We start from the raw sequence: 26,430 nt of genomic DNA on the forward strand, positions 1-26,430 counted from the left end.
TCAGCGCAAAGGGGAGTATGAGGGAAGCTTCCCTCATACTCCCCCTCAATAAAATAATATAAATAGTGGATTACTGAGAGTATATTCTTCATACACAAACTTCTTGACACAACCCTCTTATTCGCGACTTTTAAAATTTATTCGCGAAAATAAGACTTTTATTCGCAACTTCCATATTTATTCGCAAACACAACCATTTACTCGCGACTTTTTACATTTATTCGCGAAAAATCCCAATTATTCGCGAAATTTATGAAATACTCGCGAAAAGGTCAATTTATTCGCGAAAATTCGATAATGCTCGCGAAAAAGCTCTTTCAGCACAGGCTTTATTTCATTTTATTCGCTAAAAAACAAAAATACTCGCGAAAATCCCAATTTATTCGCGAAAATAAGACTTTTATTCGCGACTTTTAAAATTTACTCGCGAAAATAAGACTTTTATTCGCAACTTCCATATTTATTCGCGAACAAACTCATTTGCTCGCGACTTTTTACATTTATTCGCGAAAAATCCCAATTATTCGCGAAATTTATGAAATACTCGCGAAAAGATCAATTTATTCGCGAAAATTCGATAATGCTCGCGAAAAAGCCCTTCCAGCACAGGCTTTATTTCATTTTATTCGCTAAAAAACAAAAATACTCGCGAAAATCCCAAGATACTCGCGAAATACAAGCCCCCGGCTTGCACTCTCAATCTTCATAAAAATGCAGCCATCAACATCCACTACTGCAAAACCTCTTCACAATCGCAAAAATCATTCTCCCCATCATTTCTCGACCTTAAATCGCCCGTGGATAGTTCTTCGGATTCCAGCGGTGATCTTTTTTCATTTGACTGTCATTCATCATAAAATAGCGATAGGTCTTGATTGGTTTTCCAGAGCTTGTGATGGGGTCGTCCCAGGTCGTATCGACATGATAAAATCTCGAGCCCACTTTTACCAGATTCCAGGCATGGGGTTCATTATTTGCGGTGCCGACAACAAAATAATTGGGGATCTTGGCTTTATTCAGCAGGAGTTTCATCGAATCAGCGTAGCCTTGGCAAACGCCCACGCCTTTGACGAGCACACCGTATGCATTGTAGCTGCTTTCGGGGATGGTCCCCTTCTGATAATTAGTGTAATCGAATTTTGCATGGTCAATAATATAGTCGTGAAAATCCTTAATTTTGTCACGTGTTGATTTTGCTTTGGATCGGTTGTAGATTGCATTGATTTTTTTATTAAGACTGGCTATTTGAGCTTTAATGGTTTTGGTTGAGCCATTATAGACAATTTCCAGTTTTCCATTGGACCAAATAAGAGTTTTCTCATAATTAATATAAAAAATTTCAGGATGATCATCCAGAACTTGATTAAATACGTCTATCTCATGGCCATTTTTTTTAATCATGACGCTTGATTTCAGATGAGTCATGGCATTGTAGATGGTGTTATAATTCGGGTCCTTGGTTAAATTTGTAGTTGCTTCCACAGAAAAGCCTTGATAGGAAAAAGTGATGAATGGGATGAGCAGAACAAGGATGCTAAGCTTCTTCACGAGGAAACCTCCTTCTATCAATCTAGTATTAACTACGATTGATTTCTTTTGAGGGTGTCAAATATCGGACGATCATTATTTTAGTTCTACTGTTCATTATAGATGATATCGCGAAAAATATATTAATTCAAAGATAATAGAATTCTTTATTCAGGGAGAAAAATTTTTATTATTTACATATTTTACTAGTTTATTTCTCAAAATGTCATAATCTATTGAGTTTTTCATATATTCATCTGGTATAATATCCTTGATCTTACAAAATATAAAAATACTGGAGGAAAATTCATGGGGAATTGGTCTCGAAAACTAGCTACATTGACATTGAGTGCTAGTTTAGTAGGAACTGCATTTTTGCCGGTGCAGTCGACTGTTTCGGCGGCAACAACTGCATTGAGTGCTGGCAGTAATTATGCACAGCAGTTGCTTGCAAGTAAGGCGGATTCATTAAAGGATAAGATTGGAAATAAAGATGAGGTTGCTCCTTATAGTCAGGATACGTTGGTTGTTAAATATCAAAAACCTTTAACAGCAACGGATCATAAAAAGGCTGGAACGACTCTCGTACAAGGGATTTCAGCTCTAAACTATGAGATTGTGAAACTAAATAAAAAAACAACCTTGCAACAGGCGATTAAAGCCTATCAGTCTAATCAAAAAGTCGTATCAGTGAGCCCAAGTGCTAATTTTGTCACCCTTTCTACGAATGATCCAAAAGTGGATAAGCAATATCATATTGCCCAATTAAACATTGAAAAAGCCCAGAAGCTTGCGGGAAATAAAAGCATTAAAGTAGCCGTAATCGACACAGGGATTTATGCGAGTCATCCAGATTTAAGCGGACAGCTTCTTCCAGGGTATAACATGTCAGATTCTATGAGTCAGCCATATCCTGAAGACCATGGAACTCATGTAGCTGGAATCATTGCGGCGAAGAAAAATAATGGCATTGGAGGTTATGGAATAAATCCTAATGCCAAAATCCTCCCAATTGATGTCTTTAGTCGTGATGTCGGAGCAACAGATTATGCCATTGCCGAAGCGATTCTTTATGCCGTCAAAAATGGAGCTAAGGTTATTAATATGAGTCTAGGTTCTAACGTTCCTTCTCCGTTAATTGAAGATGCTATTAAAGTGGCTATCCAGAAGAAGGTAACCGTTGTAGCAGCTGCTGGAAATGATGGTTCTGATATTTTGAGCTATCCGGCCGCCATTGAAGGCGTCATCAGTGTAGGTTCAACGAATAAAGATAAACAATTATCCTATTATTCTAGTTATGGTTCATCAGTGGATGTTGTTGCTCCTGGCGAGGATATTTATTCAACCCTCTATGATTACGAAAGGAAAACTAGCTTCCGGAATATGAGCGGGACTTCCATGGCATCTCCTGTTGTTGCCGGAGTGGCTTCCTTACTTTTAAGCAAATATCCAACCTTGTCTCCAGAGCAGGTTGAATATATTTTAGAGCATACTGCGACGGATTTAGGAGCAAAGGGATTTGATCAAAAATATGCCAATGGTCTTGTTAATCCAGTGGTAGCCCTATCTTTTGACCCCAAAAAGATTCCAGTTTCTGTTACGAATCCAAGCACAGAAAAGGATATTTTAGCTGCGGCTACAGAAATCCAAGTCGCAGACACTTATCAATATGATGGCAAAATCACAAAGGCGAATGAAATTCAATGGAAGAAGCTCGACGTGAAAAAGGGAGAATACATTCAAACGACCTTGTCTGGAGCAGAGCAATTTGACTACCAATTAAAGCTCAATCTTTACTCAACAGATGGAAAACAAGAATACACAGTCAATGCTGTACCAGCGGGAAAAACAGAAGGAAAGCTATTGAAGATCCCATTTGATGGGACACTGGCGATTGGTGTGAAAGACACAAATGGCAGCTATGATGATAGCAGTCGGGCACTATCAAAATATACACTCTCTATCCAAAAGCTTGTAGAGCTTAAGGATGATGGCAATACGCTTTCTGCGTTGACGAATATTGATAAGCTCCCATATGCATCTGCAGAAAATGGTCTTACTTTTACTGGGGATGAGGGGGATGAAGATTACTTCAAGGTAAAAGTGGATGATCCCCAAGTCTTACAAGTAGCGGCAACCGCTGTTCCTGGGGTAGATACGAGTATTTTTGTTTATCCGGCAGATATGATGATTCCGCCTGCATTGCCAGCTGATGGGGGAACTGGGGCCGAGCTTCCTCCTGGCATCACCTTACCGGCACCTGAACCTATTTTTGTTGGCAATAATAAGGCTGTAAGTGAAGGGGAGACTCTCTCCTTTGAAGCAGTTCCAGGTATGGAATATGTTATTGAGATTACGAATAAAATCATTCCTTATTATATTGGCTATGGGGATGGCAATATGAATACGAGCAACTTGCTAACAGAGCCATCAGCTATCCCATATCAGGTTACCGTTAAAGGACGGACAACACTTGATGATGAAGATGGCTTGCCAATGATGAGTGCGATTCCAGAACAACTTTTACAAGAAGGAAAAATTGATATCTCAACCTATGAAAAACAAAAAATTGAAACAAAAGCACAGGATCCAGAGGATAATAATAATGAATCGATGCGCCAGCAAATCGAAATGATTCGTGGAAATGCTCGTCCATATGAAATCGGAGGCAAGGGCGAAGGATTTTTACAAAGCTTTAGCGATGAAGACTGGTTTAGCCTTACTCCAACCTCCAACAGCATCCTTGAATTAAAGCTGGATCAGCTGACAGATGTTCCGCTTGTTGAGGTTTATAGAGTAGGGGAATATGAGGAAGAGGATGGAACCAAGTATCCTGCCCTTGATCAAGTTGCTTCTAATACTGATATCCTGTCTTTGCTTTCTCTTACGAATGAAATGAAGCCATTTTTATATGCCGGTTTGAAAAAAGGCGAGGAGTACTATATTAAAGTTTCTTCTAATTTAATGAGTCTTTCTATTGATGACTATTCTTTTACAACTAAAGTCTTAATTGACAACCCGCAAGATAAATATGAGGATAATGATCTTGTTGCCAAGGACTTGCCATCCAGCGCGATTACAGCCAATGTGGCAATGCCGTTTGACACAGATTCGTATTACTACAAGGCCAAGGCAACAGGAATAGTTGGAGTATCCCTTGAAAGAGCGGCACTTGATAAGGCGCTTGCAGCGAAGTATCCAAAAGAATTACAGCAAAACCTATATTTATTGGCCATTGTGACAGAGGATACGGATCGTGATCGTGTCGTAGATGAAAATGAAGCAGATAAATCATCTCTTATCTACCATGGAATCGACTATGGAAGTACATCGGGTTCTTTTCAAGCAAAGAGTGGAAAATCTTATATCATCACAATGATGGGATTGACGGAAAACCTAGATCCAATTACCTTGAACCCGTATAAACTAACTGTGAAACCGGCCAATGCAAAAGACGAGGATGCTAAGAGCGTTGTGAAAAACAACAAACCATCCAAGCCGCTATCCTTGAAGAAATCAAGCTCTCGCAGCTATACTGCAAGCGGCTACTTTAATACAGGTGTTCCAAATGGAGATAAGGACTGGTACAAACTTTCCTTAAGCAAAACAACAAAAGGAAAAATCAGCTTCACCCATTCATCTGAAATCGATGGTGTGATTTATCTTTACGATAAAGATGGCAAGCTGCTCGAACGAGTCAACTACTATCCAGAAGGCGATAGTGAAACCTTGTACTTCAATCTGAAAAAAGGTACGTACTACATTCGTGTTCAAGATAGTCGCGGTAATGCTAGTATGAATGCTTATAAGTTGAATGTTTCTTGGTAAAATGGATTAACAGGAATAAGTGATTGAAAATGGTAAATAGCCCTACTGCCTATACTTAGCAGTAGGGCTATTTAATTTATTAAATTGGTCAAAGTAGGGGATAGGATTATCCCCTCTTTTTTGCAGTGCCTGATGGCTAATCAACATTTTCCGGGAAATTTCCCTATTGAAGTCGAATTTTGAAATAAAAAGTCTATCGATGGCCCCATTTCCAGGGAAATTTTAATTGTTATCAAAAAAATCGTAAAAAATTGAAACTATCCGTCGATTATAACTGTAATAATAGTAATGAAATCATCTGTTATTTATCGTGGAAATGCCTATAAAGAGTTTTATGATAATATAATTTCTATTTTATAAATTTCAATCTAGCCCTGAACCGCTATAGGTAATAGTCAAATCAAAAAGGCCTAAACCTTCATATAAGATTTAGACCTTATTCTTAAAATATGTATTAAACTCTTTTCGCACCTATGTAACATGCTTTCCAATAGCTGCTGCTTAAGGAATCAATTCTGACACCTGAATTTGCCGAGTGAATGAATTTTCCTTTGCCTATGTAAATTCCTACGTGGGAAACACTTTTGCCGTCTGTTTTGAAGAATACGAGATCTCCTGATTTTAAGTTACTTTTTGAAACTTTTTTACCTTTTTTATAGATAGCGCTTGCAGAGCGAGGTAATGATTTACCTGCTTTTTTGAAAGAATATCCAACTAAACCTGAACAATCAAAACCTGCTGGTGAAAAGCCACCGTATTTGTACTTTACACCAAGTTGTGCTTTTGCTACTTTGATGGCAGCCTGCGTAAACGTAGACGCCTCAGTTGGGTGATTACCGAAAAGACCACTGAACAGTATTCCAAAAGATATCAAGCAAGTTATGAAAATCTTCTTCATGCAGCTACCTCCGAAAATCTATTATAGTAAAAAATCTAGTAAATTAGTCTATTATTTTCTCGTAGTTCCATTGTCTCATAAAAGGTTTCATATTTGTGTTTACAGTTTGATTCTAATTGTGTTACAGGAATATTACAAAATTCGTGCTAAATTGCGATAAAATAGAAGAAGTATATCATAAAAGGGCATTTTTGGGGAATTCATGCGTTTTTTCATTATATTACAAGTGGGATGATTACGAAGTATCAAAAAGAGAATATAACATCGAAATAATAAATGATATTGGAATTAAATAAACATCAGAGTAGCTTAATAATAGGAGAAAAATCAAAAATAAATAACAGTTGGTACCAGTCGCCTATTTATTAACATAAATTAATCTAGTATTATAGTTTTTGTTTTCCTAAATATCCAATATAATAGAAATATCAACTGGAGATGAACCATGCGAAAATTACGGAGAGGAAGTATAGCCATGAAATATATTGGCTCTGTCTTTTTTTCTCTTTTCTTTCTAACATTTGCATCCATGAATGTTTTTGCTTCTGAGCAGCAGAATCTGACAGACCCGATTGAAAAAAGTACTGCTGCCATGTTTAGTGAGGAAAAAGAATATAGCAACAATGAATTACTGATTAAGTTTCAAGATATTGCAACAGCAGCAGATAAAAAACGAATTTTTCAATTGAACGATTTAAAAGAAGTGGATCAATTGAAAATGGGGAATATCTCTCTTGTTCAAGTTCCGAAGGGAATGGAGCTTGAAGCTCTTGCACAGGAACTACTGAAGGACAAGCTTGTTGAGCATGTCGAACCAAACTATCACGTCGAAAGTACCTTTACTCCGAGCGACTCTGGATACAAAAAGCAATGGTACTTAAAAACGATTGAAGCGTCAAATGCATGGAATGATACAAAGGGCTCCCCAAGGGTAAAAGTTGCGATCATTGACGGTGGCGTGCAAAAAAATCACCCTGAATTCAAAGGGAAAATTGTGGATCCTTTTAATATGGTAACAAACAGCACCTCCTATTCAGCAGATGAGCATGGAACACATGTCGCAGGTATTATTGCTGCGAGAAATAACGGTTCTGGCACAGTTGGTGTCGCTCCTAATGTGAAAATCATGCCCATTAATGTCTTTCAAGGAACAGGGGCTGAAATGATGACGATTGTGAAGGCCATTTCTTATGCAATTGATCATCATGCTGACATCATCAATATGAGTCTAGTAAGCTATGACTATAGTTCAATTTTGAAAGATGCAGTTGATACAGCGAAAGCAAATGGAGTTGTCGTAGTGGCAGCAGCCGGAAATAATGATACGTACTTAAAATCCTATCCTGCTTCCTTCGACTCTGCCATTGCTGTTAGTGCAACAGATTCGTCTGATCGAATTTCTTATTTTTCCAATTATGGCTCTTATATTGACCTCTCAGCACCCGGTGAAGATATTTATTCGACTGTTCCAACGAATAAATATGAATCGATGGATGGAACATCAATGGCCTCACCGGTTGTTTCTGGTGTAGCCGCACTCGTTCTTTCCAAAAATCCATTTTTATCACCTGAGAAGGTAAAGGATATTTTGAAAAAATCTACTATCGACTTAGGCAGAAAAGGGTGGGATTCCCTCTATGGATATGGAAGAATCGATGCCTACAAAGCCGTTAAAAACACCACTCCAGCGGTAAGAGATATGAAAGCTACATCTACTTTTACCATCCAGGGAACTAATAAGGCAGGAATATCCTTCACTCCTCAGAGTGGAACGACGGTATCTGTTTATATCAAAAATGCTAAAGGTGAGGTCATCCGCAAGCTTTCTTCTAACAAAAATTCGACAGGGAAGAAGATGTCGGCTTATTGGGATGGAAAGTGGGATAATGGCGCTTACGCATCCAATGGGACATACACGATTACGATTCATTTAAAAACAAGCAAAAAAGAATACTATCGCGTAAAATCAATTAAAGTAGTGAACCAGGTAAAACCAGCCATTACCCTTTATCAAACAAGCGGAGAATTCTCACCAAAGGTAAAGAAAATCAGTATTCCGATTAAATTAAATGAAAATGCAAGAATCTCCGTCAGAGTCTATGATGCTAAAGGAAAATACTCTCGAACGATTTATAGCGGTCATTCCTTATATGGCGGAAGAACATACAATATTTATTGGGATGGTAAAAATAACGTCGGGCGCATTCTCCCTGATGGAACGTACAAGGTGCAGTTTACCATCATTGACTCTAGCAAGTTAAAAGGCACAACCAAATATTATACGGTCAAAATGGATTCTACCCCACCAAGCGGAAATACACTATCCGCCGTTCCAAACTATATCATGGATGGAACGACGAAAAAGGTTGGCGACTTAACGTTTAAGGAAAACGTCAGCGCAACCGCCTATATTACCACTACATCTGGTATAAAGGTGAAGCAATTATTTAGCAATAAAGCAATTCAGCCAAGTACCTTTGAAATCACATGGGATGGAACAAATGACCAAAAAACCAATGTCGATGAAGGCACTTATCGTCTTCTCGTCCAATTAAAGGATTCTGTCGGCAATCTCGCGACGGTAACAAGCAGTGACATTACAGTAGAGGATTATACGAAACCAGTCGTGACATCAAAAGCAGATTTTTCCTATGATCTGAAAGACAAATTAACTATTCCTTATACACTTTCAAAAACGGGAAATGTGACGGTAGAAATGAAAAACGGCAATACCGTCATATACTCCGCCAACCTAAACACCCAAACAAAGGGTGACCATAATTTTACATGGGATGGCAAAGATCAGTATGGCAACCAAGTCGCTGATGGAAATTATACATTTAGCATTAAACTTCAGGATGCCCGTGATACTGGAGAGTTTGTTGGAGAGATTCATGTTGCTAGATAAAGTAAACTTCCATCAGTGGGGGTTTTCATTCATCCCCCAATGATGGTTAGTCACGCAGAGCCTGATTGATTTTTCTAAGGGCTGAAGCCCAAAGAAAAATCTTATTTCACTTATCACGCTCATAACGCCACATCCTGTGGCTTCGCCTGACTAGGACCTCCTGTCCGTTAAGAGTGGGATAAATAGAGAATGAGGGAATTGAAATGGAAATAGGAGCTGGCATAAGGCTAGCTTCTATTTTTTTTAGAAAAGGGCATGAAAGTGCTCTTTTTTCTTTTTTTAAAGATATCGATTAGGGTTTTAAATAACCAATTTATGTAAGTATGAACCTAAAAAACCAGTTTATTCGCGAGATTTAAATTTTATTCGCGAAAATGAAGGATTTATTCGCGATAATTAAAATTTATTCGCGAAAATAACCAATTTATTCGCGAACTCGAAATTTATTCGCGATAATGAGAAGATGTTCGCGAAAATTAATGATTATTCGCGATTTTACCTTTTTGCTCGCGAAAATTTCCTTTTATTCGCGAAATTATGAAAATGCCCGCGATTAATAATTAATAAGCTCAACAATTTGTAATAATCGTGAACCCAAAAACCTCTCCACAAAATAGGTTTTTCCACCCACAGGTAATTTCTGTTATTTCAACATACATTTTCTTAATATGATATAATTCGACTAGATAATTATTTATTGGTAAGTAGAGGAGAAATTAGATGATTACTAGAGTGAAGGAACTTTTTAATGATAGCTCTAAAGATATTAAAAGATTGAATAAATTAGTAGAAAAAGTGAATAAGCTCGAGTCTAAATATGAAAAAATGACCGATGAAGAGCTTCGTGATATGACAGCGAAATTTAAAGAAAAGCTAGAAAAAGGAAAGACGATTGATGATATTAAAATTGATGCTTTTGCCGTCGTTCGTGAGGCTGCCAAGCGCGTGCTCGGTTTACGTCATTATGATGTGCAGTTGATTGGTGGCTTTGTCCTTCATGAAAATAGCATTGCACAAATGAACACTGGGGAAGGAAAGACGCTTGTTGCCACTCTTCCAAGTTATGTGCATGCATTAGAAGGAAAGGGTGTTCATATTATTACGGCGAATGAATACTTGGCTCGCCGTGATATGGAACTGATGGGGCAAGTGCATCAATTCTTAGGACTAACGGTTGGTCTCAATATTACGCAAATGGAACCAAGTGAGAAAATGGTCGCATATCAAGCGGATATTACATATGGAACTGGAACAGAATTTGGCTTCGACTATTTGCGCGACAATATGGTTTACTCTATGGAGCAAAAAGTTCAAAGACCACTTCATTATGCAATTGTCGATGAAATTGATAGCATTTTAATCGACGAAGCGAGAACACCATTGATCATTGCGAATAAATCAGATGAGGGGGCGGAGCTTTGCCGCATTACCTCTATGATCATTGCAGATTTTAAAGCAGATGAAGATTATGAACTATTCAATGAAACAAGACAGGTGTATTTAACTGATAAGGGAGCGGCGAAGATTGAAGCTGCCTTTGGATTAGAAAATTTATATGATGCTGAGCATCAAGAGCTTGTACATAATGTGATGCAAGCCTTAAGAGCTCACACTGTAATGATAAAAGACGTCGATTACATTGTGCGAGAAGGCAAAGTCCTTATTATCGATAAGTTCACAGGCCGCGTCATGGAAGGGCGTACCTTTAGTGAAGGACTCCATCAGGCGATTGAGGCAAAAGAGAGCTTAGAAATTTCTGAAGAAAATGAAACGCAAGCGACAATTACCGTGCAGAACTATTTTAGAATGTATCAATCACTTGCAGGGATGACCGGAAGTGCCACTCCATCTAAACAGGAATTCTGGGAAACCTACCGTCTTCGTGTTGTCACAATTCCTACTAATATGCCTATTCAACGGGAAGATTTAGAAGATTTAATCTATGCGGATTACAAATCAAAAGTGAAGAAAATCGTCGCTGAAGTGAAGCGACTTCATGAACAAGGCAGACCTATTCTGATTGGAACGACCTCAATCGAGCAATCAGAGAAACTATCTGGTTATTTGAAAAAGGAGAAAATCAAGCATCAGCTTTTAAATGCGAAAACGGAAGAGGATGAGGCAAGAATCATCTCAATGGCTGGACAAAAAGGACAAGTGATGCTTGCTACCAATATGGCTGGGCGCGGTACGGATATTTTACTCGGCGAAGGGGTAAAAGAACTTGGGGGTCTCCATATCATTGGAACGGAGCGTCATGAAAGCAACCGGATTGACATGCAGCTGCGCGGACGTTCTGGTCGTCAAGGTGACCCTGGGTCTACGCAATTTATTGTTTCCATTGAGGATGACTTACTCACCTACTACGATGAAGACGAAAAAGAGCGCTATGAGAAAAAAGTCAAAACGGATGAGACGGGAAGAATTCTTTCTCCTGACCCAGTGAAATATGTTAAAAAGGTTCAAGAAACGGTTGAAAATATGCATTATTCAAGTCGAAGTCATCTCTTAAAACTCGACAATGTGTCAGACCAGCAAAGTAAGGTCATCTACTCCATGAGGGATCGAATCCTAGAAATTACACCGGATGAAATGTTTGCTGAGCTCGTAGAATATTTGCAAAACTATGTGACGGCCGTCGTAAATCGCAACTATCCGGAAGACGGTGGTATGATTCATCCAAAAGCTCTATTAGAAGAATTAAGTTTGGTTTTCCTTCAGTTTGATTGGAAGTATGAGGATATCATCGATTTCGAGAGACCGGAAATCGAAGCGAAGGTCATAGCTGAATATGAGAAGCTAAAAACGGAAATTATCAGCCTTCAAGATGATGAAAATCTCCGCAGACAATTAAAGAATTTCATGCTTCACCAAATTGATACCAACTGGATTCAGCATTTGGAATTAATGGGCAGCATGAGAGATGGCATGCAACTGAAAAGCTATGGTCAGGAAGATCCATACCGTATCTTTGAAAAAGAAGCACTTGAGCAGTTCAATGAACTTATGTATTCCATTCAAGCAGGCATTAGCATCCGCTTTATGGAATATGTCAAAAGCCAATGGAATCATGAAAGCCGCATCGAGATAAAAGAGGAGGAAGAGGAGTAACATGGCCCTTTTTCATAAAAAAAAGAACGCAAACGAAACAAATGAGGTCGAAGAACAAGTAACAAATCAGGCAGAAGTTGAAGCGGAAGGGAAGACCGTTGAAACAACACTAGTTTTCCACCCTGATTTATTTATGACTCCTCAAGAAAAATATGTTTATCGCTATCATCACCTCAGACTTCCGAAATTAATAGAAAATCAAATTTCCATTTCCGGGTTAAAGCTGAGTGAACACGAAGGCAGTCTGTTCGTCATAGCCTTTCTACGAAATACCTTACAAAAGGCCGTTCATTTTGAATCAGTAGATTTGCTTATTTTAAATAAAGAAAAGCAGCCCATTGCAAAGCAAACCTTCGACATGGATGATCTAATTGATTTATCTCCGATGTCCTGTATGCCATGGACCTTCCTCTTCACCGAGGATTCCAGATTGACGGATGAGGTTCCAGCTGAGGGAGAGTGGACGATTGCTTTCGAACTCAAAAGCAAAGAACGCCCGCATCAATTGGATTTAGAGGAAAGCTGGGAAAACCAACTAGCCCCTAATCAAAAAGAACATCTTGAAAAATTAGTGGCGAATTTACCAAAGCTCTCTCAAGGCGAAGTCAACTTTATGGGAATCGAAGCTAAGTTCGTCGAAGATCATGCCTTTGCCGTTACCGTATTGATCCGAAACGGCAGCACTCAAAATATTCAATTAGAACAAATTCCATTAGTCGTGGAAGATGCAGATGGTGATATTATTTGCCAAGGAGGATTCAAGCTTGAAAATTTTGAGGTCAAGGCTAACACAAGTAAGCCATGGACCTTCATCTTCCCAGCCCAGCTTGTCTTAAAGCAAGAACCGAATATGAGCAGTTGGAAGGTATATCCACCAACGCAGAAAAAAGAATAATTCATGTGAAGCGAGCTCTTTAGGGGGCTCGCTTTTAATATGGGGGATACAACTCTGATGAAGGAAGTAGAAGTGTGAGAACTCAAGGGAAAAGTCGTTCATAATGTTGAGAAACAACAAAAGTGGTAACCCACAAAATGAAAGCCATTCAGCCAAACTCCAGGGGGATGTCCAATCTCTATTCAGCCAATTATTCTAAAAAATCATCAAATTAGGACGCTCATTTCAACTTAAACTATCAAAAAAAGTCTCTGAAAATAGCTATTTTCAGAGACAGATGAACAAAATTATTTCAAATTAGAAGATGCTAAATACCCGACTTCCTTCGTTCCATTCACAGATACTTTAAACCAGCTAAATAAATTTGCGGTTGAGCTATCTTCAATTGGCCCTTCTAAGATGGTAACGGTGGTGCCACCCGATAGGGTTCTAATTTTCGCCCCGCTTGTGGATGGGGATTTACGGAAATTAGAAGAACCGTTGATCTTTGCCGTAACGCCTTTTTTATAGAGCTGGGTAGATGGAGTTTTCACGTTGGTTATATAGCTCATTTGATCCTTAAAGGAAAGCAGGCCAGTTGACTCATCCTTAGTTATTTTCAATTCGGATTTAGTAAATACATACGGATCCACCAATGCACGATCCTTCATATAAGTATAAACCTTCACTTGATAAGGATTATTGTCCGAAACCAATGGGTTATTCCGTGATGATAATCCGTTATAAGCCATAATCGCAAAATACCAATTTTCTAAAATATTTTTCTCGTGATCGTTAATGGTCGGGATAATTGGATTGGCAAGGGTTGCATAGTTCCATTTTTGTAAAAGGATTTCGACACCGGTTGTAATGTTGTAGTTGATATCGTATTTTACTTTTTCCCAATCGTATTGTTGATCATTTTCGGATTGGGGAGTGACTTGCATAATCCCATAGCCATTATCAGCACTTTTGAAGACATCGCCATTTGTTTTAAATTGAAGCAGATTTCCGTTCTCGGTGATGGCGATAGATTTTACGACTTCAGGTGGTATCCCTTTTGCAATGGCAGCTTTTGTTAAAAGCTCTTTTATATTTTGAACGCTCAAAGGCAGTTGGGCCATAATCGCTTTGAAGCGTTTGTTGAGCAATGCCTCATCTGATGATGAAAAGGCACTAATATCCGTCGTTAGCTGTTGATAAAGGCCTGGTACTTCTGCGCTGGATTTTCCGGGGCCGACTAGTTGGTCGAGTTTTGTTAAGTTTGTGTCAATGGTGATTAGCTTGCTTAACGTTCCGGTTTGATATTTGCTAGGAATGGTCTTGTTTAGTGCAACGATTTCCTTTTTAAGCGTTGTTTTGAATGTACTTTGTTTGACAGAATCAATATAGAAAACAATCGTTTTATAGTAGCTTGCGATTTTCGTAGATGTCGTTTCCTTTTTTAATAGGGTGTTAATATTGTTGATTGCAAGCTTCACCTTAAACGTGTAGCTATAGTCACTAATGACCTTGCTTGCAGGTGTGAGATATAATGCCTTAAGTTTGTCACGAGATTTGGCACCATATACAGAGTTAAATTTGGCGCTATTTTTGGATACCTCTGTTGAAAGACTGTTGTAGGCTGTAATCGTTTTTGTATCCAGCTTTCCTAGTTTGATTTGGCTTGCGAAGGTGCTTCGCCTTTTCTCGATGATTTTTCCAGCATTAATCGCTGTGATATATTTTTTTCCTCTGTCAATTTGTGTTTTGACCGTCGTTAATTTTTTTGTATAAGTTGTCCGCTGCTTGGACGAGAGCTTTGCCACTGCTTTTTTGGCGCTGTTGTATTTGGATACGGCTGCATTATATTCTTTGGTTGGAATTGTTTTGCCTGTAGCACTTTTTTCTACTTGAGTGACATTGGCTAGTGTGTTTCCAGCCTTGACGGCGTTATTAACCAATGTGGCAGTACTTGTTGCCGCCTGCGCTGTGCGAGGTTGTGAAAGTAGAAAAATGAGAGACAATGTGAGTAGGAGAGAAAGAGATACGTATATTTTTCGTTTCAACATGTTCGGTTCCCCCTTTTAATAGAAAAAAGGCAAAACTCAGATTGAGAAGACCCAAAGATGCTTTTCAAGATGGGTAATTCCTTTTGTGAGTCAGCCTTTTTTATTTTATGTAATCCCACATTTACGGGTATGTAGATAAAAATGTAAAGTTGGATGTTTCATGCATGTATGGATTTCTTGTTGAGTTCCGTCAATCACATGCCATTCATGTGAACTGTTGGAGTGAGGCAAGTCATGTTGTGTTTCCATGCAGTTTCGTTTTTTTGTTTCATTGCCGATTAAAATAAATGCAAATTTATCTTGGAATCGATTCGTTTAGACGAATTCTGGCCAGTTTTGCTGAATTTCATCGCCTTCGATTTTTTCAAGAGTTCGGTATTTAAGTGGTAGTAGCTCTTTGTCAGTTTTATTTAAAAAATCCTTGGCAATTTCAAATGGAATCAAATTATATTGATCATCGTCCTCTGAAATTAAGTAAGCCCCAATCATTTGTCCTTGGTTCTTTAAATCTAACGTCAAAAATGCAGGGTAGTACGTTTCGTTGTTTGCTAATAAGATCGATTTTGCCGTTACTGTGTCATTTTCTTCAAATTCAATAGACTCATTGCTGATATTCTCCAACACCTTTACGGCCCAGCCTTGCTTTTTATATCCACCAATTACCTTTGGAGGTTTTTCTTTGAATTGCTCCAAAAGGTCGTTTGTTTGATCTTGTTCGCTCATTGTATTACTGTATCCCTCCCGATAAATCTTATAGATCACAGCCAATAATTACTTTATCATAAAGTATTGTTGAATAGAAATATACATTAGTAAAGAGTAACACAAATGTAATATGTACACAAACATCACTACATTTTTATTATCCATATTTTACTGTAGTATAGATGGTTTAAGGAAACAATACAAAAATGTTACCAAAAGGTGGGGCGGAAGGCTTATTAGCTTGGAGGATGCTAGGGGGAGGATGGTCTTGGTTGTTAAGTTTGTTTGTAAAGATAGTTGTTTTTTTGAGCAGATTTTATCTTAAACTCTCAACTGAGGTTTTCTGATTCGGAGTTGAATGCCTAGGAATTCTCTAAAAGTGCCTGAATGAGCGAAAAGGGAAAAGAAAGTCCGAAAGCGAGCTTCTTTTAGACAGGAGACGGCTCAGAAAAGGAAAAGGAGTCCGAAAGCGAGCCTCTTTTGGACAGGAAAGAGGGTGAAAAGGGAAAAGGAGTCCAAAAGCTTGCTTCTTTTAGACAGGAAACGGCTCAGAAAAGGAAAAGGAGTCCAAAAGGGAGCTTCTTTTGGACAGAAAACGGCTTAGAAAGGGAAAAGGAGTCCAAAAGTGGGCTTCTTTTGGACAGGAAACAGGTCGGAAAAGGAAAAGGAGTCCGAAAGGGAGCTTCTTTTGGACAGAAAACGGCTTAGAAAGGGAAAAAGAGTCCAAAAGGGAGCTTCTTTTGGACAGGAAACGGCTGGGAAAGGGAAAACAAGTCCAAAAGCGGGCTTCTTTTGGACAGGAAACGGCTGGGAAAGGGAAAACGAGTCCAAAAGTCGGCTTCATTTGGACAGGAAACGGCTCAGAAAAGGGAAAAGGAGTCCAAAAGCTTGCTTCTTTTGGACAGGAAACGGCTCAGAAAGGAAAACGAGTCCAAAAGCCAGCTCCATTCAGACAGAATGGACCCTTAATTCGGACTCGAATCCCTTAGAATTCATGCAAACAGTCGAATGGATTATCTTGGATTTCATCCGAGCAGTCCAAGGGATCGGCCTAACTTAATACCAAAAAGCATCATACTTTAAGATAAGAGCATTTAATAAAAATCCCTATCAAATCAAGCTGGTTTCACAATAAAAGAAAGGGACTCGGAGAAAACCTCCGGGTCCGTTCTACTTACTCTTCACTTGTAACAGTTTCATTTTCCAAACCTGCTATTTGCGCTTCAAGTGCTTGGCGTTTTTCAAGCAATGTTTGGTGGAGCTTTTCATATTGCATTGTGGATGATTCCTCAAGCAATCGTACCTTTGTCAGATTTTCCTTTGCCCCCGTTATATTTGCTTCTTCTATTTGCTTTTCAGCCTCTATGAGGAGATTGGAACGATCGATTTCCATTTGAATGGTTAGAATCGTGTTTTTGGCTGGTGCTAAGTATTTTGCAGTAGCAAATTTTCGCGCACCGACTCCGTACATTTTGGCAATGGCTTTTTCACTGTTTGTATAATTAGTCTTTAATTGAGCAAGACCTTGGATGATGCTTGGTTGAATCGTGTCAGCTGCCTTTAAAGTGTCGGTATAGCTTTGATTAAAGGCTATTAGCTTTTCACCGGCTTGAATGCTGCCTTTAAAGTTTGCGGCATAGGCGGCATAAGCCTTGATGCTCTTTTGGTAGCTGGCAAATTTATTTTTATATTTAGATGGCAGCTTCTTCGCAGATGTATCTAGCTTCGATGATTCCTTGGTGACTTGGCTATATAAATCAGTGAATTTCTTGTCAAGCTTTAAATCGCTGGCTGATTGGATATTTGTATAGTAATAGGTTTTCAGTTTCTTTGCATTGGTCGAAAGTGATTTATATTTGCTCACTAAACTATTAACGGAGCTGCTGTAGCGTTTATCAAACAGCTTTCCGCCTTCTTGGGCGACATATAAACCGACCGCTTTATTTTCGGACCAGGCTTTTGAAAATTGGGAGACGGGAGGATTTGTTTCCGTATAGTAATTCGCAATTTCGGGTGTAAATCCCGGGCGTTTTTTCACGGCGATAAACCAATCGGTGAAGCCGCCGCCGCTTGGATTTTTGCCTGGATAAATTAAACGGTAGCCAGTCATGCTGCCGATTTTTTTGGCATAGGCCAGGTCACGTTTGTTGCGTTCCTTCGGTTGTTTAAATTGCCAGTAAAGGATTTTTCCTGAAGTATGGTAAGCGACCGCCATTTCAGGATTAATTTGCTCAACGAATTTAAGAAGAGCCTTTGCTTCTGCTGATGTGGCAGGTGCTTTTCCTTTGTAATTTTTATAAGAAGGAGACTTCGGGCTTTTGATATTTTTCCAGTCAGCATTGTATTGCCGGTTTAAATCGACACCCTTCCCATTTGCTTTCCAACGTTTAAAGTTTTTACTGCCGTTATTCATTTTAAGTAAAGCTTGGTGATATTTTTGGGGAACAGCTTTTAATCCTGATTGCTGCAGGGTGACGCCATCAGGATTAACCATTGGAACAAACCAAATCGTGGTATTATTTAAGATTTTATAAGCGTCATATCCATTGATTTTTTGCTTATGTGTGTAGGCATAGGCGTATTGATCGGCCATATACATATTTAGGTTGGTGGTGAGCCATTCACGGGCGTGGTGGGCACCATTGATAAAAACGGTAGCTTGCCCCTTGCCGACAGAGAAGGCATACAAATCTTTACCAAACTCGGATTTACCGATGATTTTTACATGAATTAAATCAGGATATTTCTTTTGCAATAATTTAATATCACGAACCATTTCCGAATAGGTGTAGGTTTGATTCGGATTGACAATCTGGTTCTTTGCTTCTGCTTGATGGCTAAATGAAAAGCCTGAGAACAGGAAAATTACTGCGATGATGTAGATGTTAATTTTTCTCAAATGACTTCCCCCTATAATCTATCACTCTATCTATCTTTTAAAAATATACTATAAAAGTTTTACCTATGATAGGGTGGCTTTTCCTATTAGATTGGAAAAATGGAAAGGGGAGAGGCGACAAAAAAGAGGCTCACTCTTCTACTAAAAGAGTGAGCCTAAAAGTCCTTATTAAATTTCTAATTGTGTTTTTAATTCAGAAATAACTTCTTGTCGTTTTTGTTCTGGAACGACTTGATAGTAGATGCCATTGATTCTTGTTCCGTTTCCTTGGATTTGAATCTGGTCGATATGATGACGAGCTTCTTTATAATTCTTTTGGATGACTTTCATTTCATCGAAGGTTAAATCGGTTTTGACGTTGTTGCCGAATACTTCAAGAATGTCATCGATTTTGGAAATGGAAGAAAGATTTGCTCCTTTTTCAAGGACGCCTTCAATCACTTGACGTTGTCGCTGTTCACGACCGATGTCTCCTTTAGGGTCCTGATGTCTCATGCGGGCATAGGCAAGAGCTTCAGCCCCGTTAAGGTTTAACTTCCCTTTTGCAAAGGAATATTGGTCTTGTGAAAAGGCGAATCCGTTGTCGACGGTCACTCCTCCGACTGCATTCACGATATCCCTAAAGCCTTCCATATTGATTTTGATATAATAATCAACTGGAGTATCAAGGAAGTTCTCCACGGTATTTACCGTCATTTCGGGTCCGCCGAATGCGTAGGAGTGGTTGATTTTATCCTGCGTTCCTTTGCCGACAATCAAGGTTCTCGTATCCCGAGGGATGCTGACCATTTTGACGGATTGATTCTTCGGATTCACGGCCATAACGATTAAGGTATCAGAACGACCTTTGTCGCCCTTGCGTTCGTCAACTCCCATGATTAAAACAGAAAACGGTTTGGCATTGCTTAAGCTTACTTGTTCATCTCGTTTATCTGATTTATCTCGATGGTAATCACCTTGCATGTTTGCAACTGTATCTTCTACGGTTTTATATAAATAAAAGGCATAGCTTCCACCAACTAATAATAAGGCCATTAGGGCAGCACCTGTGAATTTTAACCATTTGCGATTTTTATTTTTCATGCGTATACCCCCAATAAAGTTTCTTACGCCAAGATTGAATTATAATACGCATCTCATCTCCACGTCATTGGATGTTACATGAAGAAATGCCTATTTATGGGGGGATAGCCAATCTACTTAAATTTCCGCATCATTTTTGACCAGAAGGTATAGGATTTAATAAATAAATCGTTTTTAAAGGTTTGTCCCGCTTCAATAGATAGATCGTGGAGCTTGACTATTTGCTCAGGGTGAACCTTTACTTTGGCTGCATTTAAGCGGACCTCTTTATTAAAAATTTCAAAATAAAAGTCATATTCCTTGTTTTCTTTTAAGAATGAATCCCAGGATAACGTAAATTTTGTGGACGTTATCTTTTCGAATAGAATCGCTTCTCTTGTGAGGCGATCCTTAAGGAAAAAGGACATGGACTCATGAGCTTCTTGATCCAAGGTTAATACGATACCTGTTTCGTTCATCTCCCATTCATGAATGGAGATATCAGGGGCAGCCTCAATCGAGATCTTACCTGGTTTGCTTTCATATAAGTTAATAAAAGCCGGTTCTGTGCGGAAGGATGGAATAAAATCATCAATAAATAAATCCTCCAGCTGGAAGGCATGATGGTAGAACTCAAAATACCAATCATAGGTTGTTTCATTTAAAGGAAACTCCGTCCATTCCAACTCATAGCGATTAACGCCTGTCTTATTCAAATAGAAGTCAGCACCCGTTGCCGTATCTTTAATAAAAAATTTTAACGTCTTTGGAACCACTCTGCCTGTTGAAACCATCAGCTTCTTCCTCGTAATTTTCGGCGAGTCGATTGGTGAAAGATAGGTTGCTCGGAACGATAGGTTTTGATTCACGGTTTCGTACAACTCGATAAACGAATGGTCCTTGTTCACGATATCCAGCTGATAGCGTGCAATATGATCAATATGAACGCGCACTTTATGGCCAAAAATTTTGTAAAACAGGTCAAAGACAGTGTTCTTTTTCAAGAGATGACGAGTTTTGCATTCGAATTGGTTGTCTGCATTTTGATCAAAGGAAATCGTCTTTTTCGTGTTGCTGCGATCAACAAGATAAAATTCAAGCAGGGATCTGGCATTATGATTGGTGAACACATGAATTTTATCCTTTGTTAACATTAGTTCTTTCATTTTAATAGGTGGCGTGACCCCAATCGAAATATGGTTATCCTTTGTAATGAAGGAGGCCAGCAGACGCTCCTCTTGAGTAATGAGGAATCCTTTGAGACTCTTCACCTGTTCCCGCTTAATCCGGTATTTGATTCCGGAAACCAGATAATATAGGTCATACAGTTCGTCGGTTTCATTGAGTGCATCCCAGCTTAATTCATAGCAACCTGATTTATTTTCTGTAAATGGGCAGATTTCTCTTGAAGTTTTCCCATTAATGGAAAAGGAAAATCCTTTTAGCGGTGGTTGTTTGATTTGCATGCGTAGACCAGTTTCGTCCGCTTCCATCGCTTGAATGGCGATCATCAGTCCAACAAGGGATAATTGATTTTGCTTCGAAAAGGAAAGCTGGAAGTATTTGATTTTCTGATTAAGCTCTGCAAAATCGCTTGCCTGACACATGTCCGGTGTTATCAGGAATTTTTCTACTTTATCATTTAGATAGAACAGCAAGTAAATATCATATGTATATTCTTGGTTGAGATTTTCAAAAGAAATTTCTCCGAAAAAATCATTTTTCGTCTCGCGTATGAGTTCAAATATATGTTGATCCTTAAAACTTTCCTGCGCCTGCAGCTTTATTTGTGCCTTTTGAATCGGAAGCGTATTCGGGACTGAAATATGGCTGAAGTGAATTTTTTGAAGGCGATTTGTGACCTCAGTGATTTTAATAAACATTGTCTCCAAATGCTTCACTTCAAAAAGTTCATCGGGAATCCTGATTGCCGAATGACGGAAAAATTCACTTGCCCAATAAGCCTTCCCGTTTTCGACATGGACCTCTCCTGTGGGCTGACCCGCTAAAAGTTGCAATAATTCAGTAATTAAATCATTTTGAATCATATATATATATAGATTTTCTTTAATGGAGAGCCCATTGTGATAAATTTCTTCGACTTGCTTGAAGAGCGATTTGACTTCTTTTACATACAAATCTCGAAAGTCCGGATCCTGTAAAATCCCCTCAAGCGGAAGAAGCAGCTCTGACAATTGGCGTTTCAGAAATTCACTTTTTAGTTTAGAATCTCCAAATTGAGTAAAATCTTCAAGCTGATATTGATAGGAACGAATTTGATCCTTGAAAGCTTCCTGTGTAAGATCCTCATTGTCTCCGTGTTCGCGCCATAAAGAAACGACATCCGGGATAATCGCGATTTTTTGCGCAACGAGAAAGGCCTTATGGACCATGAGACGACCTGCGTCGATCATCGCCTCAGGCAGAAAGCATTGCTGCTCTTTTAAAAAGGTCTGTTTAAATAATTTATTCGTATAAAAGCTATTATAAAAAAGATCAAGATATTCACGTACACTTGTAAGGACGCGTTCCTTTTCCCAAATATCATGATTTGTAGGGTATTCTTTTTCCATGCCGTCAATCAGCAGATGAACTTTTCCAATCACGATATCTGCATCTGCCTCTTCTGCTTTTAGGAATAGCTTTTCATAGGCATCACGGGGAATGATGTTAGAATCGGCTATGATGATGTATTTGCCAGAAGTAAGCTTGATTCCAGCATGACACGCACTGGCAAATCCTGCATGCTCTTGATGAATCACTTTTATATGAGGGTGATTACTAGCATATTCCTCGATTATTTCCGGGCTTTGATCGGTGCTGACATCATTTACGATGATGATTTCTAAGGGCTGAATCGTTTGCTCGATGAGCGATTCGAGAGTCTCCTTAAAATATTGCTCTGTACGATATACCGGAACGACTACACTGATTTTATATTCCAATCCAATCACCTAACTCTACTTTTCTTCATTTAAAGACCAAGTCTTTCTTTATTTAGAATAATAACGTTAATTCTAGTTTGACTCAATTTGTCTATCTTCATAATACAACAGATGGATAAAAGTTGGTCCTGAAAGTTTCCGCATATCTTGCAATGAACGATTTCATTCGACAATCTTCTTCCTTTTCGGAAAAAATTAGATGTTTCTTGTATATTCGATAAAGAAGTTTTAAAATGAATAAGAAAGAGATGGAGGGGGACAAATCCAATCTCTTTTCTTTGATAAAATCAGGCATAAGGGTATACATGATGCAATGAGAATATTGTGGGAGTGTGAGTACCTAAGCCACAAAAGAGAATGAAACCAATTTTATTTTTCTTAGTATAGATTAATTTGATTTGATTGCAGGAGGAGTGCATGTATTATGAAGAAAGTCATCACTTACGGAACTTTCGATTTACTACACTGGGGCCATATTAATTTATTAAAACGAGCAAGAGCATTAGGAGATTACTTAGTCGTTGCGATTTCAACGGATGAATTCAACGCGATTAAAAATAAAAAATCTTATCATTCCTTTGAAAATCGGAAAATGATTTTAGAGGCTATTCGCTATGTGGATGAAGTCATTCCTGAAAATTCATGGGAACAAAAAATCCAAGACGTCAAGGACCATAATATCGATATATTCGTCATGGGTGATGATTGGGAAGGCGAATTTGACTTTTTGAAGGATTATTGTGAAGTCGTCTACCTCCCACGTACAGTTGGGATTTCCACAACAAAAATTAAAAAGGATTTATTAAAAGTGAAAAATGGCTAGAGAGTTCATGATTACCATGTATCTTTTCCTTTTTAAGCTTGTTTTTAATTTGTGTAAAATCGTCCCATTAAAGAATAAAGTGACGTTTGTTGTCTCCTTTGGAGATAATAGCTCCTATGTGTATCAAGAATTAGAAAAAGCAAACGGACCCCTTCAAGAAGTGATTTTCTTGAAAACAAAGGGATGTAAATACCATTTTCAAGAAAGCGAACATACGAAAATCATTGACTTTGAGACACTGAATCCGGTGGATATGGCACGTTCTATTTTTCACCTGGCCACCTCAAAATATGTGATTATTGATAATTATTTTGGATTTTTAGCAGCGACTCGGTTTAAAAAAGGCGCTGAATGTATACAATTATGGCATGCAGCGGGTGCCATTAAAAAGTTCGGACTTCAAGATCCATCCAATATTTTAAGAAGCCAAAGGGCATTGAATCGATTTAAAAAAGTGTACACAAATTTTCATAAGGTGGTTGTCGGATCGAATCACCTGGCCGAAATTTACTATGCCTCTTTTGGATTAAAAGAGAGCAATATTTTACGGACAGGCATTCCTCGAACCGACCTTTTTTTTGATGAAAAGAAAAAACAAGAGGCTGTCGAGGTAATGAAGAAGGAACTCAGCGGTCTCATTGGCCGCAAGATTATCCTCTATGCGCCAACCTATCGGGAGAAGGACTTAGATAAGTTTACCCTCCACTTAAACCTTGAAAAAATGCAAGCGAAATTGAGCGATACTCATGTGGTTATTCTTCGCCTTCATCAGGCAGCACGTGGAACGATGGATTATGGAACACTATTTCCAGGCTTTGTATATGACTTGACGTCTTATCCAGAGCTGAATGAAATTCTATTTGTTTGTGATTATCTGATTACAGATTACTCCTCGATTCCATTTGAGTTTTCCCTTTTGGAGAAACCGATGATTTTTTATCCGTATGATTTAGATGCGTATCAAGTGGAAAGAGGTTTCTGGGAGGATTATGAAACCTTTGTACCTGGGCCGGTGGCTTCTTGCACAGATGAAATAATTCATATTATAACGTCCTATTCTTTTGATTATAATAAGATTAGAACGTTTAGAAAAAATTGGAATGAATATTCTAAGGGAGACTCGAGTCGCAGCCTCGTCAAGTATATGCATGAACACATAAGCTAATCCCTTTTTCGAAGTAAGGAGTCAAAGATGAATCTGTTACGAAAAATTGCCAAAAGCGACTTAATCAAAAAAATGTATAAAAGAATTTTCAAATTGGTGAGCAAGCTTCCGGTCAGGAGAAATTTGATCATGTTCGAGAGCTATCTTGGAAAGCAATACAGTGATAATCCAAGAGCGATTTATGAGTATTTAAAGGATCATCATCCAGAGTACAAAATGTACTGGAGTGTCGATAAGCGCTTCGCTTCCCTCTTTGAGAGTCAGGGAGTTCCCTTTGCCAACCGTTTTTCTGTGAAGTGGCTCTTCTTAATGGCGATGGCAGAATACTGGGTGTCAAACAGCCGTCTGCCCCTTTGGATCCCTAAGCCAGAGCACACAACCTATTTGCAAACCTGGCACGGTACCCCATTGAAAAAGCTTGCGAATGATATGGAAAAGGTAAAAATGCCTGGAACGAGTACGAAAAGGTACAAACGCAATTTTACAAAGGAAGCAAGGAGATGGGATTATCTCATTTCACCGAATGCCTACTCATCGACGATTTTTCGCAGCGCCTTCCGTTTCGAAAAGGAAATGATCGAGTCCGGCTATCCAAGAAATGATTATCTTTATCAAAATAATCATGAGGCAGCCATTAAAGCATTAAAGGAAAAAATGGGGCTCCCGTTGGATAAGAAAATCATTCTCTATGCTCCAACCTGGCGGGATAATGAATTTTACGGAATAGGTAGGTACAAATTTGAGCTGCAATTAGATTTGGATCTTTTACGTAAGGAATTGGGCGAAGAGTATATCTTTATCATGCGCATGCACTATCTCGTGGTTGAAAGCTTTGATTTATCTTCATATGAAGGCTTCGCCTATGATTTTTCGAAATATGAGGATATTCGTGACTTGTACTTAATCAGTGACATGCTCATTACCGATTATTCATCCGTATTCTTCGACTATGCCAACCTAAGCCGCCCAATGATTTTCTTTGTTTATGACATTGAATCCTATCGGGACAGCTTGCGTGGTTTCTATTTTGATTTTGAGAAAAAGGCTCCTGGTCCATTAGTGAAGACAACCGCAGAAGTCATTCAGTGCATCAAAGAATTTGAAGATGGCGGTGTATACATAAATTCAGAAGCCTTCCTCCGTTTCCATGATACCTTCTGCTCATGGGAATCCGGAGAATCGGCCAAACGAGTGGTAGAGGAAGTCTTTTTAGCGGAGAAAAATGCTTATTTAGAGCATTCTCAGGCATGATGGTTGGTGAGGAGACACTTTTTTTGAGGGGTGTCTTCTTTTTTGGGGTTATGAGGAGGAATTTAAATTTTGTTTGGAAATAATGTTGGCGTTTTTTGCGAACAAAGTAATTTTTTGCGAACAAGAAGATGAAGCCGCGAATAAAAATTCCAAACGCGAATAAAATGGGTGAGATCGCGAATAAAATAAGAAAGTCGCGAATAAAGTAGACGAAATCGCGAATAAAATAGGAAAGTCGCGAATAAAGTGGACATTATCGCGAATAAGAGGGTTGTGTCAAGAAGTTTGTGTATGAAGAATATACTCTCAGTAATCCACTATTTATATTATTTTATTGAGGGGGAGTATGAGGGAAGCTTCCCTCATACTCCCCTTTGCGCTGA

The 26,430-nt window shown here is 38.7% G+C and carries 14 protein-coding genes and 1 pseudogene; 8 read left to right on the forward strand and 7 right to left on the reverse strand.

Annotated features, from left to right (window positions below):
* Nucleotides 1-786 precede the first annotated feature (786 nt).
* Nucleotides 787-1,548, reverse strand: coding sequence for a transglutaminase domain-containing protein (locus tag ACE38V_RS22595; RefSeq protein WP_375844963.1), 762 nt, complete (start codon nt 1,546-1,548; stop codon nt 787-789).
* 288 nt (nt 1,549-1,836) lie between these two features.
* Here ACE38V_RS22595 and ACE38V_RS22600 point away from each other — a divergent pair, with 288 nt between their 5' ends.
* Nucleotides 1,837-5,355, forward strand: coding sequence for a S8 family serine peptidase (locus ACE38V_RS22600; RefSeq protein WP_375844965.1), 3,519 nt, complete (start codon nt 1,837-1,839; stop codon nt 5,353-5,355).
* A gap of 454 nt (nt 5,356-5,809) precedes the next feature.
* Here ACE38V_RS22600 and ACE38V_RS22605 read toward each other — a convergent pair whose 3' ends face one another.
* Nucleotides 5,810-6,253 carry a C40 family peptidase gene (locus tag ACE38V_RS22605; RefSeq protein WP_375844967.1) on the reverse strand — a complete coding sequence of 148 codons (444 nt, stop codon included), beginning with the start codon at nt 6,251-6,253 and terminating at the stop codon, nt 5,810-5,812.
* A gap of 445 nt (nt 6,254-6,698) precedes the next feature.
* On the opposite strand from ACE38V_RS22605, the gene ACE38V_RS22610 reads away from it, so the two are divergent.
* The 3 genes from ACE38V_RS22610 (at nt 6,699) to ACE38V_RS22620 (ending at nt 13,167) form a co-directional block, all read left to right on the forward strand.
* Nucleotides 6,699-9,161 carry a S8 family serine peptidase gene (locus tag ACE38V_RS22610; protein ID WP_375844968.1) on the forward strand — a complete coding sequence of 821 codons (2,463 nt, stop codon included), beginning with the start codon at nt 6,699-6,701 and terminating at the stop codon, nt 9,159-9,161.
* Between the two features lie 720 nt (nt 9,162-9,881).
* Nucleotides 9,882-12,272, forward strand: coding sequence for an accessory Sec system translocase SecA2 (gene secA2, locus ACE38V_RS22615; RefSeq protein ID WP_375844970.1), 2,391 nt, complete (start codon nt 9,882-9,884; stop codon nt 12,270-12,272).
* A 1-nt stretch (nt 12,273) separates the two neighbouring features.
* Nucleotides 12,274-13,167, forward strand: coding sequence for an accessory Sec system S-layer assembly protein (locus ACE38V_RS22620; RefSeq protein WP_375844972.1), 894 nt, complete (start codon nt 12,274-12,276; stop codon nt 13,165-13,167).
* A 287-nt stretch (nt 13,168-13,454) separates the two neighbouring features.
* Here ACE38V_RS22620 and ACE38V_RS22625 read toward each other — a convergent pair whose 3' ends face one another.
* Together ACE38V_RS22625 and ACE38V_RS22630 are read right to left on the reverse strand one after the other, a co-directional pair.
* On the reverse strand, nt 13,455-15,197 hold the full coding sequence (locus tag ACE38V_RS22625; protein ID WP_375844973.1) for an SH3 domain-containing protein: 1,743 nt from the start codon (nt 15,195-15,197) through the stop codon (nt 13,455-13,457).
* Nucleotides 15,198-15,512: 315 nt separating this feature from the next.
* Nucleotides 15,513-15,920 (reverse strand): hypothetical protein, encoded by a 408-nt coding sequence (locus ACE38V_RS22630; protein ID WP_375844974.1) that lies wholly within the window; start codon nt 15,918-15,920, stop codon nt 15,513-15,515.
* A gap of 566 nt (nt 15,921-16,486) precedes the next feature.
* Between ACE38V_RS22630 and ACE38V_RS22635 the strand changes: the two genes are divergently transcribed.
* Nucleotides 16,487-16,891, forward strand: coding sequence for a hypothetical protein (locus ACE38V_RS22635; RefSeq protein ID WP_375844976.1), 405 nt, complete (start codon nt 16,487-16,489; stop codon nt 16,889-16,891).
* A gap of 185 nt (nt 16,892-17,076) precedes the next feature.
* On the opposite strand, the gene ACE38V_RS22640 is transcribed toward ACE38V_RS22635, so the two are convergent.
* From ACE38V_RS22640 to ACE38V_RS22650, 3 genes are all read right to left on the reverse strand, one after another.
* On the reverse strand, nt 17,077-18,801 hold the full coding sequence (locus ACE38V_RS22640) for a M14 family zinc carboxypeptidase (protein ID WP_375844977.1): 1,725 nt from the start codon (nt 18,799-18,801) through the stop codon (nt 17,077-17,079).
* A gap of 168 nt (nt 18,802-18,969) precedes the next feature.
* Nucleotides 18,970-19,884, reverse strand: a complete 915-nt coding sequence (gene tagU, locus ACE38V_RS22645) for a polyisoprenyl-teichoic acid--peptidoglycan teichoic acid transferase TagU (RefSeq protein ID WP_375844979.1) — start codon at nt 19,882-19,884, stop codon at nt 18,970-18,972.
* Between the two features lie 113 nt (nt 19,885-19,997).
* Entirely contained in the window at nt 19,998-22,808 is a 2,811-nt protein-coding gene (locus ACE38V_RS22650; RefSeq protein ID WP_375844980.1) for a glycosyltransferase family 2 protein, read from the reverse strand.
* Nucleotides 22,809-23,232: 424 nt separating this feature from the next.
* Here ACE38V_RS22650 and tagD point away from each other — a divergent pair, with 424 nt between their 5' ends.
* The 3 genes and pseudogenes from tagD to ACE38V_RS22665 form a co-directional block, all read left to right on the forward strand.
* Nucleotides 23,233-23,631, forward strand: coding sequence for a glycerol-3-phosphate cytidylyltransferase (gene tagD, locus ACE38V_RS22655; protein WP_375844982.1), 399 nt, complete (start codon nt 23,233-23,235; stop codon nt 23,629-23,631).
* Complete coding sequence (locus tag ACE38V_RS22660; RefSeq protein WP_375844984.1) at nt 23,624-24,796, forward strand: CDP-glycerol glycerophosphotransferase family protein; 1,173 nt, start codon at nt 23,624-23,626, stop codon at nt 24,794-24,796. The genes tagD and ACE38V_RS22660 overlap by 8 nt, the downstream gene beginning before the upstream one ends.
* Before the next feature lie 15 nt (nt 24,797-24,811).
* Nucleotides 24,812-26,047, forward strand: a pseudogene (locus ACE38V_RS22665) (CDP-glycerol glycerophosphotransferase family protein); the annotation flags it as partial.
* Nucleotides 26,048-26,430: the final 383 nt, after the last annotated feature.

The sequence above is a fragment of the Cytobacillus sp. Hz8 genome, from assembly GCF_042263505.1.
Lineage (GTDB): Bacteria > Bacillota > Bacilli > Bacillales > Cytobacillaceae > Bacillus_BE.